The organism is Mycolicibacterium arenosum (genome assembly GCF_024320865.1).
Taxonomy (GTDB): Bacteria; Actinomycetota; Actinomycetes; order Mycobacteriales; family Mycobacteriaceae; genus Mycobacterium; species Mycobacterium arenosum.
Map to the genome: position 1 here is coordinate 184,870 of NZ_JANDBD010000013.1, position 15,491 is coordinate 200,360.

General features: G+C 69.0%; 15 protein-coding genes, 2 pseudogenes and 1 riboswitch. Of the genes and pseudogenes, 3 read left to right on the plus strand and 14 right to left on the minus strand.

Translation table 11 applies throughout. The features are described 5' to 3' along the window. Positions 1-63: 63 nt before the first annotated feature. The 11 genes and pseudogenes from NM203_RS27500 to NM203_RS27550 all read right to left on the minus strand — a co-directional run bounded on the left by NM203_RS27500 (position 64) and on the right by NM203_RS27550 (position 10,240). Positions 64-1,080 carry an FAD-dependent monooxygenase gene (locus NM203_RS27500; protein ID WP_255063765.1) on the minus strand — a complete coding sequence of 339 codons (1,017 nt, stop codon included), beginning with the start codon at positions 1,078-1,080 and terminating at the stop codon, positions 64-66. A 98-nt stretch (positions 1,081-1,178) separates the two neighbouring features. Further along, positions 1,179-1,259 (minus strand): annotated as a pseudogene (locus NM203_RS33395) (hypothetical protein); the annotation flags it as partial. Positions 1,260-1,305: 46 nt separating this feature from the next. After that, a complete protein-coding gene (locus tag NM203_RS27510; RefSeq protein ID WP_255063766.1) occupies positions 1,306-1,857 on the minus strand; it encodes a nucleoside/nucleotide kinase family protein in 552 nt (183 codons plus the stop codon). Continuing rightward, positions 1,844-2,617 carry an energy-coupling factor transporter transmembrane component T family protein gene (locus tag NM203_RS27515; protein WP_255063767.1) on the minus strand — a complete coding sequence of 258 codons (774 nt, stop codon included), beginning with the start codon at positions 2,615-2,617 and terminating at the stop codon, positions 1,844-1,846. Before NM203_RS27515 ends, NM203_RS27510 begins: the two co-directional genes overlap by 14 nt. Beyond that, on the minus strand, positions 2,611-4,083 hold the full coding sequence (locus NM203_RS27520; protein WP_255063768.1) for an ABC transporter ATP-binding protein: 1,473 nt from the start codon (positions 4,081-4,083) through the stop codon (positions 2,611-2,613). The genes NM203_RS27515 and NM203_RS27520 overlap by 7 nt, the downstream gene beginning before the upstream one ends. Then, on the minus strand, positions 4,080-4,718 hold the full coding sequence (locus tag NM203_RS27525; RefSeq protein ID WP_255063769.1) for an ECF transporter S component: 639 nt from the start codon (positions 4,716-4,718) through the stop codon (positions 4,080-4,082). The genes NM203_RS27520 and NM203_RS27525 overlap by 4 nt, the downstream gene beginning before the upstream one ends. After that, positions 4,709-4,820, minus strand: a riboswitch (TPP riboswitch). It overlaps the preceding gene by 10 nt. Positions 4,821-4,839: 19 nt before the next feature. After that, positions 4,840-5,904 carry an ATP-dependent DNA ligase gene (locus NM203_RS27530; RefSeq protein WP_255063770.1) on the minus strand — a complete coding sequence of 355 codons (1,065 nt, stop codon included), beginning with the start codon at positions 5,902-5,904 and terminating at the stop codon, positions 4,840-4,842. Positions 5,905-5,929: 25 nt separating this feature from the next. Next, on the minus strand, positions 5,930-6,967 hold the full coding sequence (locus tag NM203_RS27535; protein WP_255063771.1) for an alcohol dehydrogenase catalytic domain-containing protein: 1,038 nt from the start codon (positions 6,965-6,967) through the stop codon (positions 5,930-5,932). 74 nt (positions 6,968-7,041) lie between these two features. Beyond that, entirely contained in the window at positions 7,042-8,130 is a 1,089-nt protein-coding gene (locus NM203_RS27540; RefSeq protein ID WP_255063772.1) for a tartrate dehydrogenase, read from the minus strand. Then, positions 8,127-8,804 (minus strand): alpha/beta hydrolase, encoded by a 678-nt coding sequence (locus NM203_RS27545; RefSeq protein WP_255063773.1) that lies wholly within the window; start codon positions 8,802-8,804, stop codon positions 8,127-8,129. Before NM203_RS27545 ends, NM203_RS27540 begins: the two co-directional genes overlap by 4 nt. Then, the gene (locus tag NM203_RS27550; RefSeq protein WP_255063774.1) at positions 8,801-10,240 is read right to left on the minus strand and encodes an aminotransferase class I/II-fold pyridoxal phosphate-dependent enzyme; all 1,440 of its coding nucleotides are present in this window, start codon (positions 10,238-10,240) and stop codon (positions 8,801-8,803) included. Before NM203_RS27550 ends, NM203_RS27545 begins: the two co-directional genes overlap by 4 nt. 64 nt (positions 10,241-10,304) lie before the next feature. On the opposite strand from NM203_RS27550, the pseudogene NM203_RS27555 reads away from it, so the two are divergent. Beyond that, a pseudogene (locus tag NM203_RS27555) lies at positions 10,305-10,421 on the plus strand (ATP-dependent DNA ligase); the annotation flags it as partial. A gap of 638 nt (positions 10,422-11,059) precedes the next feature. After that, positions 11,060-11,362, plus strand: coding sequence for a copper chaperone PCu(A)C domain-containing protein (locus tag NM203_RS27560; RefSeq protein ID WP_255063775.1), 303 nt, complete (start codon positions 11,060-11,062; stop codon positions 11,360-11,362). Between the two features lie 134 nt (positions 11,363-11,496). On the opposite strand, the gene NM203_RS27565 is transcribed toward NM203_RS27560, so the two are convergent. The 3 genes from NM203_RS27565 to NM203_RS27575 form a co-directional block, all read right to left on the minus strand. Continuing rightward, positions 11,497-11,793: a hypothetical protein gene (locus tag NM203_RS27565; RefSeq protein ID WP_255063776.1), complete on the minus strand. Its 297-nt coding sequence runs from the start codon at positions 11,791-11,793 to the stop codon at positions 11,497-11,499. 251 nt (positions 11,794-12,044) lie between these two features. Next, positions 12,045-12,554 carry a YflT domain-containing protein gene (locus NM203_RS27570; protein ID WP_255063777.1) on the minus strand — a complete coding sequence of 170 codons (510 nt, stop codon included), beginning with the start codon at positions 12,552-12,554 and terminating at the stop codon, positions 12,045-12,047. A gap of 502 nt (positions 12,555-13,056) precedes the next feature. After that, complete coding sequence (locus NM203_RS27575) at positions 13,057-13,419, minus strand: lipoprotein LpqH (protein WP_255063778.1); 363 nt, start codon at positions 13,417-13,419, stop codon at positions 13,057-13,059. Positions 13,420-13,567: 148 nt separating this feature from the next. Here NM203_RS27575 and NM203_RS27580 point away from each other — a divergent pair, with 148 nt between their 5' ends. Further along, the gene (locus NM203_RS27580) at positions 13,568-15,451 is read left to right on the plus strand and encodes a glycoside hydrolase family 15 protein (protein WP_255063779.1); all 1,884 of its coding nucleotides are present in this window, start codon (positions 13,568-13,570) and stop codon (positions 15,449-15,451) included. The last annotated feature ends 40 nt before the right edge of the window (positions 15,452-15,491 follow it).

The following is a 15,491-nucleotide window of genomic DNA, read 5'->3' on the forward strand; positions in this document are numbered from 1 at the left end:
ACCGATGCGGCGCGGGGTGCTACCGGGCTGGGATGAGAATCAACATCGGCGCACGAGCCGAGCCTACGCCGCCTCCGGGTAGTCGGGCAGTGCCACGTCGCCTCCTGCGATCTCGCCGGTCCGCCGGCTCGCCAGCCGGGTCAACGTCCGGCCGACGGGTCCCGCCATCAGTCCGGCGCCGGCGTGCAGCAGCCGAATGCCGCTGCGCGTGCCGGGGTTGGCGAGGCGCAGCGAGCGTTCCGTCATGGCGGGGGCGGTCCCGACGAAGGGCCGCATCCGCTCCTCGTAACGAGCCAGTGCCGACCGGACGTCGTCGGTGCCCGCGAGTTCACCCGCGAGGATGTAGCCGCCGATGAGGGCCAGGCTGGTGCCAGCGCCGCCGAAGGTGCCGTTGCAGAAGGCGGCGTCGCCGAGCAGCGTGATCCTGCCCCTACTCCACACCGGCGGCCGTGCCTGCCCGACCGCGGAGAAGTACATCGGCGCGCCCTCGTCGATGGCCGCGAGGATGCGGGGCGCGAAGCCGCCGACGTCGGCGAAGGTGCGGCGCAGGATCGTGTTCTGGGCGGCGCGGTCGAGGTCCTCGAAGCCGCGGACGTCGGACATGAAGCTCAGCATCGCGCGGGTGGTGCCCAGATTGTCCGGGCGCAGGTGGACGGTTCGGTGGCCGGTCGCGGCCTGCCAGTTCCACCAGCCGTCGTCGGCGTCGGTCCGCGGAATGGTGGCATAGGCGATGTGCATGCCGAGTTCGTGGACGTCGACCGGCGTGACGAAGCGGCGCGACCGCGAGTTCAACCCCTCGGCGATCACCAGCAGGTCGGCGTCGATCGACTCACCGTCGTGCAGCGCCACGGTGACGCGGTCGCCGTGGTCGGTGACGTCGGCGATCTGCGTGCCGAACCGGTAGTCCACCCGCGCGGCGGAGTGGTCGATCAGGATGCGGGACAGCTCGCCGCGCAGGATCTCGAGTTCGGCGGTGGGCCCGTCGGTTCCGCCCGAGGCCCCCACGGGGAACGACGCCGCGGCGGTGCCGTCCTCTCGGACGAAGCGCATGCCCACCTCGGTGGTGTTGGCCGCGCGCACGTCGGCGTCGATGCCGTAGCGGCGGACGACCTCGCGGGCGGCGCCGCGGATGTCGACGTTCTGCCCCTCGTCACGGCGCTGGGATAGCGCTCGAGAACCGTGACCCGCCAGCCACGGGCGGAGAGTTGATGGGCGAGGGCGGGCCCGGCGATACCGGCGCCGGAGATGACTGCGTGCACCCGACCATCTTCCCGCGAGCCGGTGACCCGAAACGTCGCCCCTTTGTCAGCCCGGTGTCCAGATGGGTCCGGCTGGAGTCTCCGTCATGGTCCAGTCGGCAAGCGACTGCGGGCGGTGCCGAGCGAGGTGGTCGTCCTCGAGGGCGGCCCACTGATCCCAGTGCGGCCGGTACATGTCGCCGTCGCGGAGCAGCGCCCGCCGCTTGCGTTCGGCATCGGCGGTCTGCACCCAGATGCCCAGGTCCGCGAGCGCACGGTTGGCCGCGGTCAGCGCGCCGACGCCTTCGACGATGAGCCGCGCGTCCGTGTCGACGTCGTGCCAGCCGCCGGGGGTCCCGGTGGTCCAGTCCCAGCGGCGCCACCTGCCGGGACGACCGGCGGCACGCGGTTCGAGCACGGCGGTGCGGATGTGGTCGACGGCCCAGGCCAACCCGTCCCAACCGGGGTAGATGTCGTCCAGGCGCACCACCACGCTGGGCGCCCAGGCCCTGCTGAGTCGTTCTGCGAGCGTTGATTTGCCCGATCCGGATCGGCCGTCGATGAGCAGCGTGCGAACGCCGGCTTCGGTCAGCCGCCGCCCGAGGTCATCGACTTCCAATGAAGTTCCAGTGTCCGGTGCCGACCGATGCGGTGATCGCCACCGCGACGATGACGAACGCCGCGCAGATCAGGATGGTGTCCCGCCAGCCGAAGGACGCGGGCCGCGCCCAGGTCCTGGTCGGGTAGGCCCCGAATCCGCGTGCCTCCATCGCCGTGGCCAGCGTCGATCCGCGCCGGATGGCCGCCACCAGCAGGGCGAACGCCTGACCGGCGCCACGCCTGATACGGCCGTGGTCGGCCACCCCGCGCGCGCGGCGGGCGTAGCCGAGGTAGCGCCAGTCCTGGCCCAGCAGCCCGACGAGCCGCAGGCCGGCCAGCGCACCGATCACGAAACGCGCCGGCAGCCGCACCAACTGCCCGAGGCCGTCCGCCAGTTCGGTCGGATCGGTTCCGATGAACAGGAACACCGAGGGCAGGGCGATGGCGAGCACCCGGAGGAAGGTGGCGATCGCCAGGGTGATCGACCCGTCGCTGATGGTGACGAGCAGGAACTCCCAGTGCACCACGCCGCTGCGTTCGCCGTACAGCAGGATCGTGACCGCCGTCAGGCCCGCGGCCAGGACGAGGACCGCCCCGCGAGACAGCAGCGCTCGCAACGGGATCCGCAGCGCCACCACGAGCGCCAGCTCCAGCCCGAGTGCCGTGAGCGCCGACACCCAGTCGACGCTGAGGACCAGCCCGACGGCGATCACCAAGGCGGCGGCGAGGGCGGCGACCGGGTTCACGCGCGAGGGCGCGGTGTCGACAGTGCTCAGCATCGGACGCCCATGGCGCTCAGTTCGATTCGGCTGTCGGCGAGTAGGCCCGCGAAGTCGAGGTCGTGGGTCACGGCCACCACGGCGGTGCCCTGGTCGGTGAGCTCGGCGAGTAGCCGCAGCAGCTCCTCCCAGGTGTTGCGGTCCTGGCCGAACGTCGGCTCGTCGAGAATGACGAGCTCGGGTTGGGTGGCCATCACGGTCGCGACGGAGAGCCGGCGCTTCTCGCCGCCGGACAGCGTGTAGGGGTTGACGTCGGCCAGGTGCTCGAGCCGAAGGCGGGTCAGCAGCGCCGCGCAGCGGTCGGCGACCGTAGCCGGATCCTGCTTCAATGCCCGCGGTCCCAGCGAAAGCTCCTCGTGCACGGTGCCCGTCAGGAACTGGTGCTCGGGGTTCTGGAACACGCTGCCGATGCGCGTCAGCAGTTCTCTGGACCGCCACCTGATGGGCTCGCGTCGGCGCGGCGCGGGGGCGAGCCCGGCATCGGCGGTGAGCCGTCCGCTGCGCGGTGGGAGCAGCCCGCCGAGGGTCAGTGCCAGCGCCGACTTCCCCGCACCGTTGGGGCCGGTGACGATCGTCGTGGCGCCGCGGTGGACGTCGAAACTCAGCTCCTCGGAACGTGTTCCCGCGGGATAGCCGACTGACAGGTCCGATGCGGTCAGCAGCGGCGGACCGGGAGTGCCGGTGCGCGCTATGCGGGGAAGCTCCACACCGGGCACCCAGACACCGGCCCGCGTCAACTCACGGCGGTGCCGGGCGATGGTGTCATCCGGTGGCCCGTCGGCCGCGATCCCGCCGTCGGCACTCAGCACGATCACCCGGTCGACGGCGTGTTGCCATACCGCCGTGCGGTGTTCGATGACGACGAGCGTCGCGCCGGTCTGCTCCGCGGCGGCGCGGACGGCGTCCCGGACCTCGACAACGCCACCGGGATCGAGGTTCGCGGTCGGTTCGTCGAGCAGGATGAGACCCGGATCCATGGCGAGCACACCGGCCAGCGCCAGCCGCTGCTGCTGGCCACCGGAGAGCTCCGAGGTGGGCCGTCTCAACGGCAGGTCCAGACCGACGGCGTCGAGCGCGTTCTGCACCCGCGGCCAGATCGCTTCGCGCGCAATGTTGAAGTTCTCCATCCCGAACGCCACGTCGTCGCCGACGCGCGACAGGATCACCTGCGCATCGGGATTCTGCAGGACCATCCCGATCCGGTTGCGCCTAGTTGCCGGCACCACCCCGTCGACGAGCAGGCGGCCGCCTTCGTCGCCGTCCTCGTTGCTGTCCAGCAGCCCCGCAAGACCCTGCAGCAGAGTGGATTTACCCGATCCGCTGGCTCCGAGCAGCAGCACGCGCTGGCCGGGCGGAATCTCGAGTTCGAGATCGTGCAGTGCCCATTGCGAGCGACCGGCGTGCCGCCACCGCCAGCCCTGCGCGGTGACACTCACCCCGCCGCCGGGACGTCCCGGTGCGGTCATCGCGGCGCGTCGGTGCGCGTCCCCACTCTGCCCGAAGGGAACCGCGACAGGGCGCCCGTCTTGGCCAGGCCGCGCACCACGAACCAGGACAGACCGCCCGCGACGATCGCACCCGAGATGACGCCCGAGACCACGTAGATGGTCGAGAAGGTGGCTGTCGAACCGGGGTAGAAGAGGATGATGTCGTTGATGCCCATCGCCAGTCCCGCGGCCGCTCCGGCCAGCACGGCGACGGGCAGGTTCCACACCCGGTAGAAGAACGCCGCGAACACCAGTTCGGCGCCGATGCCCTGGACCAGTCCGAACTCCAGGGTCATCACGCCCCACTGGTTGCCGACCAGCGCGGACACGGTCGCCGCGACCATCTCGCCGTACAGCGCCGCGCCGGGCTTGCGGATCACCAGCGCGGTGAGCACGCCTGCGAAGAGCCAACCGCCGCCGAGCAGCGCCTGCAGGCCCGGCAGCAGTGCCGTCAGCGGGCCGCTGAGCGGGTTGGAGGCGATGTTCCACAGCACGAACACCAGTCCAGCGGCGACGGCGAGCACGCTGGCCACGACGATGTCGACGACTCGCCAGCGGTAGACCCGCTTCGCGGCACCGTCGGGCTGGTGGGTGGAAACGGAATTCTCGGTCATCCTGCACTCCCTACGCCGGCATGATCCGGTCAGGTTCGTACGGTCGACGGCCCCTTAGCCGTCCTCTCAGCGCACTGGGTGTGCACTCCCGTGTGGTTCGCAGCCAATGTAGCGCAGCGTGTCAACCCAACCCCGGCACGATGTCGCCCAGGGCGTAGGACGGCGGGGTGTCGAGTTGTTCGTACGTGCACGAGGCCGGGTCGCGGTCCGGCCGCCACCGGTTGAACTGGGCCAGGTGGCGGAACCGGTCGCCCTCCATGTGCTCGTAGCGCACTTCGACGACGCGCTCGGGCCGCAACGGTACGAACGACAGGTCCTTGCCGGCGTTCCACCGCGAGCCGCCCTGTCTGCGCGGCGCCGGATCGTCCGCGACCTGCGCGGCCCAGTTCCACGGGTGACCGTCGAAATCGGTTATCAGCGGCTGCAATTCGGTGAACAGCGTGCGCCGCTTCGCCATCGGGAACGCGCCGACCACACCGACCGACGCCAGCGTGCCGTCGTCGCGGTACAGCCCGAGCATGAGCGAGCCGATGGCGTCGTCGCCCGACTTGTGCAGCCGGTAGCCGGCGACCACGCAGTCCGCGGTCCGAACGTGCTTGATTTTGAACATCACTCGCTTGTCCGGCTGATAGGTCACCGACGGCGGCTTGGCGATCACCCCGTCGAGGCCCGCGCCCTCGAACTCGTCGAACCAGCGCTGAGCGGTCGCGACGTCCGTCGTCACCGGCGTCAGGTGGAATGACGGCCCCGCATCGGCGAGCGCCACCTCCAGGGCCGCGCGCCGTTCGTGGAAGGGCCGTCCGGTGTAGTCGTCGTCGCCGAGGGCGAGCAGATCGAAGGCGATGAAGTGCGCGGGCGTCTTGTCCGCGAGCATGCGCACCCTGCTGGCGGCGGGGTGCATCCGCAGTTGCAGCGCGTCGAAATCCAGACCGTGGGCCGCCGGCACGATGATCTCGCCGTCGATCACGCAGCGGTCGGGAAGTTCCGCCACCGCCGCGGCGACCAGTTCCGGGAAGTAGCGCGTCAGCGGGCGCTCGTTGCGGCTGCCGAACTCGACGTCGTCACCGTCACGGAAGCAGATCGACCGGAAACCGTCCCACTTCGGCTCGTACATCGCGTCGGGCGGGATGGTCGGCACCGACTTCGCGAGCATCGGGGCGACGGGCGGCACGACGGGCGGCTTCACGACTCCATTGTCCTCACGGTCACGTTCACCCCGTCAGCACGACCTTGGTGCAGTCCGCTGTGCGGGCCGCCACCAGTTCGTACGCCTCGGGGGCCTGATCGAGCGGCATGCGGTGGGTGAAAACTCCTGTGGTGTCCAGCTTTCCGGCTGCGATCAGCGGCACCACCTCCCGCCACGACGACTGCACCGCGGCCATGGACATGCGCAGCGTGATGGATCGGTAGACGCCGATCAGAATCGGCAGCGGGTAGGGGTTGAGATCGTGGACGCCGACCACCGACACGGTGCCGCCTGTGCGGACGGCGCCGAACGCGGAGTCCAGGGACCGGTCGGTGGCCACCGCGTCGATCACCACGTCGGCGCCGCGTCCGCCGGTGGCCTCGAGCACGGCGGCGACCGGGTCCGCGCCGTCGTCGCCCACCGCGATTCCACCGAAGGCGGCGCCCCTCGCGCGCCGGCCCGCGACCGGGTCGTACACGAACACCCGTGCGGCGCCGAGCGCGAGCGCTGACCGCACGGCGCACAGCCCGACGGCTCCGAGTCCGAGGACCAGCACCGACTGGCCCGGGCTGACCTCGCCCCGACGCGCGGCCGTCCATCCCGTGACCAGGTTGTCGGTCAGGAGCAGCGCGGCCTCGTCGTCGATCGAGTCGGGCAGCTTCATGAGCGTGCTCTGGGCGACGGGCACGGCGAGCAACTCGGCTTGCGCCCCACCGAGTCCCGCCCCGAACCCGAAGATGGTCGACCCGTGGTCACAGGTGGCCGGATCGCCCGCCCGGCAGCCCGGACAGTTCCCGCACGCGGCGATGCACGACACCATGACGCGGTCGCCGACGGTGATTCCGGTGACGGCGGGGCCGACCTCGACGACGGTGCCCACCGCCTCGTGACCGATGGAGAGCCCGTCCACCGACGGCATGTCACCGTCGTAGAAGTGCAGGTCCGACCCGCAGATCGCAGCGGCGTCGACCTTGATCACCGCGCCGTCCGGCCCCGGCAGTTGCGGATCGGGCACCGTCTCCACCGCGACCTTGCCGTCGCTGTTCATGATCACCGCACGCATGAGGTCTCCCGTGGACTCGTCGTCGAATCGGACCGGGTCGGTCGGTCACCGCGTCAGCCTACGAGAGCCCGGCGCTACTCGGTTGTCGTCGTGCGGAATTCCGTGACAACGGCCTCGCCGAGACTCCGAGTCGTTCCCGTGCCACCGATGTCGGGAGTACGGGCGTCGTCGGCGCGGCTGAGCACCGCCTCGACGGCCGCCATGACGGCGGCGGCCGCATCGGTCTCACCCAGGTGGTCGAGCATCAGCGCGCCACTCCAGATCTGACCGATCGGGTTCGCGATGCCTTGGCCGGCGATATCGGGCGCCGAGCCGTGCACCGGTTCGAACAGGCTCGGAAATCGCCTCTCGGGGTTGATGTTTCCGCTGGGAGCAATGCCGATGGTGCCGGTGCACGCCGGCCCGAGGTCGGACAGGATGTCGCCGAAGAGATTGCTCGCGACGACGACGTCGAAGCGGTCGGGGTGCAGAACGAAGTTCGCCGCGAGGATGTCGATGTGGTACTTGTCGACGACGACGTCGGGATACCTCGACGACATCGCCTCGACGCGTTCGTCCCAGTACGGCATGGTGATCGAGATGCCGTTGCTCTTCGTCGCCGACGTGAGGTGTTGCGCCGGCCTGCTCCGTGCGAGCTCGTAGGCGTACTCGAGAATGCGATCCACGCCCACCCGCGTCATCACGGTCTCCTGAATCACCGTCTCGCGATCGGTGCCCTCGAACATCCGGCCGCCGATGCTCGAGTACTCGCCCTCGGTGTTCTCGCGCACGACGTAGAAGTCGATGTCTCCGGGAACGCGGCCGGCCAACGGGCTCGCGATGCCGGGCAGGAGCTTGACCGGCCGCAGGTTGACGTACTGGTCGAAATGCCGGCGGAACTGCAGCAGGCTGCCCCATAGCGAGATGTGATCGGGGACCACCTCGGGCCAGCCGACGGCACCGAAGTAGATGGCGTCGAACGTGCGCAGGTCGTCGAACCACGTGTCCGGCAGCATGGCACCGGTCTCGGTGAAGTACTCGGCGCTGGCGTAGTCGAACTCGTCGTAGCGCAACTCGAAATCGTAGGCGTCGGCGGCCGCCTGGAGAACCCGTAGGCCCTCGGGGACGACCTCCTTTCCGATCCCGTCGCCGGGGATGACCGCGATGCGGTAGCTGGTTGTCACGGTGGACCTTTCGTCGTGGTGAGGAGTCGGTCGACGAGCTCCCTCGGGTGCGACAGCATCGCCATGTGACCGCCGGGCGTCAGGTCGGGTTCGACGCCGAGGCGCTCGGCCACCACCTCGCGCATGAACGCCTCGGGGAAGAAGCGGTCATCGCGGAACAGCACGAAGCGAGTAGGCAGGTCGGGCAGCGCATCGGCGGGCCACGGCGCCTGCATCGGTGTGTCCGACTGGTCGCGCTCCACGACGTCGGCGACCAATGCCGGGTCGACGCCGTTGTAGAACAGGGCGTCCATGTCGTCGGCGTCGTAACCCCCCGCGGCGGCGGCGGTGCGCTGGGCCGCAGCGCATCCCGTCGCGGCCCACCAGTCGTCGGGCCGCTCGCCGGGGCGGGGAATCATGCCCGAGACGTAGATCAGCGCCGCGGCGTCGACGCGACCACAGGCGAGCGGTCCGGTGAATCCGCCGAGAGAGTGCGCGACGACGACGGGGCGCGTGCCGTCGGCCGGATGCTGTGCGGCGACCGCGTCGGCGTAGCCGAGGAGATCGGCCGAATCGTCCTCGCAGGGCAGGTCGATCGCGATACCGCGGTGGCCGCGCTCGGCCAGTTCCGCGACGACGTAGCGCCAGTACGACGGATCGGAGCCGCCACCGGGGATCAGCAGGAAGGTCGTCATCTCGTGTCCTTTCGTGAACTGACTACGCGCAGCGTGCTCAGCGACGGGTCGGCGGCGTACGCGATGCGGATTCCATCCGACTGTGCCCTGTGCAACGCGTCGAGGACCGCGGCGGTGATCTCCTCGCCAGGGGCGAGCACCGGGATGCCCGGCGGGTAGGGCGCGACCAGCTCGGCGCTGACCTGGCCGACCGAATCCTGCAGGGCCACTGCGTCACTCGGTGCGAAGAAGGCCGCCCGCGGTGGCATCACGGTCACGGGCGTCACGTCGTACGCCGCACCGGCGACGACTGGACGGGCCGGGCCTCGGTGGCGGGCGATCGACGCGATGAGCGCATCGACGAGGCGGGTCAGGGACGCGGCGGTGTCCGCCAGCGACACCTGCGCGACGATGGTGTCCCGCTCGGCGGCTTCCACCGGCAGGCCGGCCCCGAGCATATCCCGCTCGACGGCGATCCCGTCCGACCCGGTGCCCGGCAGCACCAGCGTCAGCTTGAGCGGGTCGACGCCCGGCCCGTCGAGCACGATGAGACCGGCGACGTCGGCGAGCCGCTCGCGGGCTGTTCGCACCACCGAGAGCGCTTCTCCCAGAAGCGCTTCCCCGTCACGCGCGAGCAGCGCCCTGGCCGCGTCGATGCTCGCCAGGATCGCGCCCGCGGGACTCGTCGTGTGAGTCGCCTCGACTCCCGCGTCGAGCCGGGCGGGGTTGATGCGCTCACCCCGCGCCAACACGAGTGCCGCCTGACTCCACGCGGGCAGCGTCTTGTGGGCGCTGATGACCATGGCGTCCGCACCGAGTTGCAGGGGATGGCGCGGCAGGTCGGGGTGGAAGCCGAAATGCGCCGACCAGGCCGCGTCCACGATGAGCGGGACCCCGTGGGCGTGGGCTATCGCGGCCTGCTCTGCGACATCACCGACGGTTCCGACATAGGACGGATCGCCGACGAGTACGGCCGTCACGTTCGGGTACGCACGCAGCGCGTCGGCGATGGCCTCGGGAGCGACGCCCAACGGGAGTCCGGTCGACGCGTCGACGTCGGGGCGAACCCAGCGCGGCGTCAGGCCGGCCAGCACGAGACCGAGCAGCATCGATCGGTGCAGGGTGCGGCTCACGACCACGGAGCCACCGTCGCCGTGCTCGATGGCGAGGGCGAGCGCTTGGTTGGCGTGGGTGGAGCCGCCGACGGAGAACCGGCAGACGTCGGCACCCCACAGCCGGGCCGCCCGCGCCTCGGCGTCGAGTAGAACTCCGCTGCTGAGCTTCATGGTGTCGAGGCCGGCATACAGCGGCACGTCACCGGCGATGACGTCGCCGACCAGGTCGTGACGCTGCTTGTGCCCCGGAATGGTGAACGGAGTGGGTGGCTCCTCCTGGAAGCGCAGCCAGGCGTCGAGCAGCGGCGCGTCCGACCTCAGGGCACGCGGATCAGTGGCCACAGTCGATGAGTTTCGCACGATCGGGTAGTCGTACCGACGTCTCACCGTTGACCGATGAACCAGGATGGACACCGTGGACCTGCCCGTCATGCCGCCCGTCGACCCGATGCTCGCCAAGGCCGCTGCGAAGGTCCCCGACGACGCCGGCCTGTGGTCCTACGAGCCGAAGTGGGACGGGTTCCTTCACTGGACTCTGTCAACCAGGGTGGCGCTTAGAAATACGTGAGACCGCGGGTTGTGACTACAAACTGAGGCCAAGGCGAGCGTTTCCGCGCTGCCAGCCGTTGAGTGCGTCGCCGGTCGCACGCATTATGTGGTGGCGGGCCGGTCAATCTGAGGCGAGAACGCCGCGAGCATGTCCGTCCACCGCTCGGTCAGACCGTCCGAAGGTGTTGGTGTGCAGCGCCGCCCAGAAGGTATTGCGGCAGCACAGGTGGCGCTTCGGGCCTCAGGAAGGAGTGGGCCGACTGGTGTCGATCAGGGTCGGTGACCCGCGGAACCTGCGCACCGATGTCCGATGGCCGCGCTCGGGCCGTGCGTGCCCTCTCAGCATTCTCGCAGGATTAGTCCGGTTCAGATCGGGTTACCCCGCAACTCATGAGCGATCCAGCGAGACACCGACGAGCGGCAACACTTGGTGCCGCGCTAGTGGTCGTGCTGGCGGCGGGTTGCGGAAACGATGTCGACTACAACTCGTCGAACCGGGGGTCGGGTACCGACACCGAGCCGACTTCGGTCGAGAATGCGTTCATCGTCCCCACTTTCGTGCCGGGTTCGTGCGCGATTCAGGTCGGAGACACCGCGGACCTGCGTTTCACCGTGTCCAACGTCAGACCTGCGGAATCAGAGCGACTGCTCGGGATCACGACAGACGCCGCCGACCTTGTTCGGATCTCGCCGATTGCGACGTTGCAGATTCCGCCCAAGTCAACCATCGCGGCGGGCCAGCCCGTGGAAAACCTTGACGACCCTGCCGCACCGGACGAGCCGTTCACCGTGATCCTGGAAGGCATGAGGGACAACGTCACGCCCGGGAAGTCGGTTGACGTCACGTTCCGATTCGAGAAGTCCGGGGAGCTGGAGTTTCTGGTTCCCATCGAGGCGTGTCCCACCCAGAAGTAGCTGCACTGTTCGACAAGAGTCGCCAATCCTATCCATTGCTGCACTGATCATTTGGCAGCGCCCGTACCCGTGAGTACCCGTGAGCCCTGTTCCGGTATGAGGCTGGACGGTCTGGTCGGCTATGAGTCAGAAAGCTACCGAAGACTACGTCTGCGGCCGGTTCGGATGATCAGGCTGCGCGGCCATTGCGACGTGGGCCGCGCCGGGGTTCCGCCGCCGATGTGGCGCTGGAGAGGCAGCCCGAACCAGGTGAGCGACATGACGATCAACACGATGATGGTGACTGGAATCGAGCCGGCTGGGCCGAAGATCAGGTCTGTGAGGAGAAATACCACTGAACCCCTGCCTGCGGTCGCAGAACCATCGCGGTTGTCATCTGCCGCCCAGCCGTTGATCAACCGGCCTTGTCGTGGGGTTTGCCGCTCAGCCATGATAGGCGGGCTCGCCGAGCAGAAAGATCACCGCCAGCGTGGTGGAGAGAAACGCAAGAAGTAGACGCTCTGCGGTGTCCGGTTCAAACCCGGAAACCCGGACGCGACGGGCATGGTGGATAAGAAGGCCATCAGCACCGTTACTCCGGGGATAATCATACAAAGCTCGCCAATTATCTCGTCAGTTCGCGGTCCTGGGTGACTCGTCGCTTCCCTCGCTATCCATGCATCGTTCCTACCGTGACGTGCGCCTATGAAGGTTGTTGGGCGGTGGCTGCGGATGCGACATAGCGGGCCGCCTCGGCGGCATGCTCGGGGGCGACGTAGACGTCGTAGCGGTGGGCTTCGAGGGTCTGCACGCTGAAGAAGTCGCGTCGACCCCGCGTGGTCCAGTGCGCGGCGTACCCGAACACCGCGCCCCAGATGGCACCGACTATGACGGTGATGAGCACCACCCATAGCCACAGCGGGCCCACGGCGAACAGGGTGAACAGCAGACCGATCAGTGCGCCGAACCACGCGCCGCTGGCCGCACCGGCAAGGGCGGCCTTGCTCTTCGTCATCCGCCCGGTGACGCGCTCGACGGTGCGGACACCATCACCCACGATGCGGACATGCTCCACAGGGAATCCGCCGTCGGACATCCGGTCCACCAGGTGCTGAGCCGCCAAGTAGTTGTCGAACGACGCGACGTGGTGCTGTGGCACCGATGACGGCGAAGTATGTTGCTGATCCGGCGCACCGAAGGTGGGATTCATCATCTGTTCTAGCTCCTCGAAAGGTTCGGGTATCGTGACGATTCAGTGTCAAGTACCCCGCCTCGATAGCTGTACCGTCTCGCACCAGATCCGATGCGGCATCGTTATGGCGACCGCGTTCGGCGATTAGAAAACGCGCCCAGCACGAGGCCCCCGACGACGGCGAGGGCTCCGACGGCAGCCAGGGTGATCGTCCAGATACGGCGATCCTCGAGGTCCATTCGACACAGCCGGGTGAAATTCGTGTCGACCACGACCCCGCCGGGAACAGGCAAGTTGGCGGCGCTTTCGTCGTCGTTGGCACGGGCGGCAGACAGGTCAGGAGCTAAGGCGCTCCCGCACCCGACAGATGGCTCCCGTTCGGGAGAAACCGACACCGGGGCAAGCAGGCCTACGACGCCGATGAGTAACGCCACCACCCCCGCAAACAACGCGATCCGTCGCACATTCACACTGGCGGCGTACCCCGGGCTGCGTGGTTTCAACCCCGACTGGCCGACGACCGTCAGCAGTTGGTCTCGATGGTGAAAGCGTGAGGCGTCTCTTCGGTGGGCTGATCTTCGGTCGAGCCCACAGCGGTACCGGAGATGACGAAGGTTCCGTCGTCGAAACGGGCCTGCGCGTCACCGATAATGTCGCGACCGAAAGTTCCGGAGAAGCCGCCCAGATCACGGAAGTAGACCAACCCGGCGCTGGCGGTGGCATCGGCAGTGTTAACCATCGCGGTGAAACCGGGTGAGCGCGGCAGGGTTTCGATGGTCCACCGCCACTGGACCTGATCGCAGTGCATGGGCACAGTCTGTGTGCCGACACCCTCAATCGTCACCTGCGCGGTGTGCGTGCCCAGTAAACTTGGCGGGCCGCGCACCCCACCATGGCGGCGGACAGGGTACCTGCGCTAAGCGCCGCCGCGACGGCGGTCTTACCCATGATGGGCCGATACCCATCGCCGGCGCGGTGCAAACGCTGCCTTCGGCGGCCCGACATGCTCCGGACTCACCTGGCAGCATGGGGTAGTGGAAGCCAGCCGCACGACCAATCTCGCATTTGAAGCGACCCCGGCCGCCGAACGGCCGACTACGGATGACCGAGCGCGCACGCTCGTGACGCCGCCCGGTCCCATCGAGAACTACGCGCTGCTCGCCGACCTGCGTACCGCCGCCCTGGTCGGCCTCGACGGTTCGATCGACTGGCTCTGTCTGCCCCGGTTCGACTCATCGTGCTGCTTCGCGCGCATCCTCGGTGACGACTCCAGCGGGCACTGGCGCATTGGACCGTCTGGCGCGGTGAGCGAGATCCGGCGCCGGTACCGCGGGGATTCGCTGGTGCTAGAGACCGAGTTCGACACCCCGGAGGGCACCGTGCGGTTGATCGACACAATGACCCCCGAGGTCGCCGATACCGATGATGCTCCGGAGGTGCTGCGGATCGTCGAGGGCGTCCGCGGGACCGTCGAGGTGGAGCACAGCTGGGTGGTGCGGTTCGCCTACGGGCATGCCGTGCCGTGGGTGCGGCGCGCTGGCGGCGGGATCCTCGCGGTGGCGGGTCCGGAGGCGGTGCTGCTGCGCGGTGATGTGCTGCCCGAGCGGGTGCCCGGCGAGCGGGCTCATCGCGGCCGGGTCATCGTGCGCGCGGGCGAGCGGTACACCTGGACGATGCAGTGGGTCGCGAGCCCCGACCGGCTTCCCCCGCCACTCTCGCCCGTCGACGCGGTGGCGGCCACCGAGCGGTTCTGGACACAGTGGAGCAGTCAGATCCGCTACGACGGCCCACACGCCGAGACGGTCCGCCGCTCGCTGCTCACCCTCAAGGCGCTCACTTATGCGCCCAGCGGGGGCATCGTCGCCGCCCCGACGACGTCGTTACCGGAAACGCCTGGCGGCGAACGGAACTGGGATTACCGCTTTTGCTGGCTGCGCGATGCGACCTACACCCTGATCGCACTGGACGCGTTCGGCCTGAGCGCTGAGGCCGCCGCGTGGCGGAACTGGCTGCTCTACGCCGTCGCGGGCGATGCGGCCGACACCCAGATCATGTATGGCATCGGCGGCGAGCGGCACCTGGTGGAATGGGAGGCCGACTGGTTGCCCGGGTACCACGGCGCACAGCCGGTGCGCATCGGCAACGGCGCGTACCGACAGCTGCAGCTCGACGTCTACGGCGAGGTGATGGACGCCCTGCATGTCGCCCGGCAACGCGGCCTCGAGCCCGACGCCAACGCATGGGCGCTACAACGGGGACTGATGGCGCACCTGACGCGGATCTGGCAGCAACCCGACAAGGGCCTGTGGGAAATACGCGGGCCCGAGCGATACTTCACACATTCGCGCGTCATGGTCTGGGTGGCGTTCGACCGCGCGGTTCGCGCGGTCACCGATTTCGGGCTGGACGGGCCTGTCGAACAGTGGGCGGCGCTGCGCGACGCGGTGCACGCCGAAGTACTGGAACAAGGGTGGAACGACACCGTCGGCGCCTTCACCCAGTCCTACGGCGGCACCGAGCTGGACGCGGCGACCCTGCTGCTGCCCGCGGTCGGGTTCCTGCCCGGCGACGACCCGCGGGTGCTGTCCACGCTGGACGCTGTCGCGCGCGAGCTCAAACACGGCGACCTCGTCGAGCGCTACCGAACCGGCGCCGAACGGGGCAACGACGGGCTCAAAGGCCAGGAGGGGGCCTTCATCATCTGCTCGTTCTGGTTCGTCAACGCACTGGCACTGGCCGGTCGCCGCGCCGAGGCCGAGGCAATGTTCGGTCGACTGGTGGCGCGCACCAACGACGTCGGACTGCTGGCCGAGGAGGTGCAGACCGGAACCGGTGCGTTCCTCGGCAACTTCCCCCAGGCGTTCAGCCACCTCGGCCTGGCCGGCAGCGCCGCACTGCTCTACGGGGCATCGAGGTGAGGGCGGCGACGCTGATCCCTGGTGACGCCGCCAGCGCCGG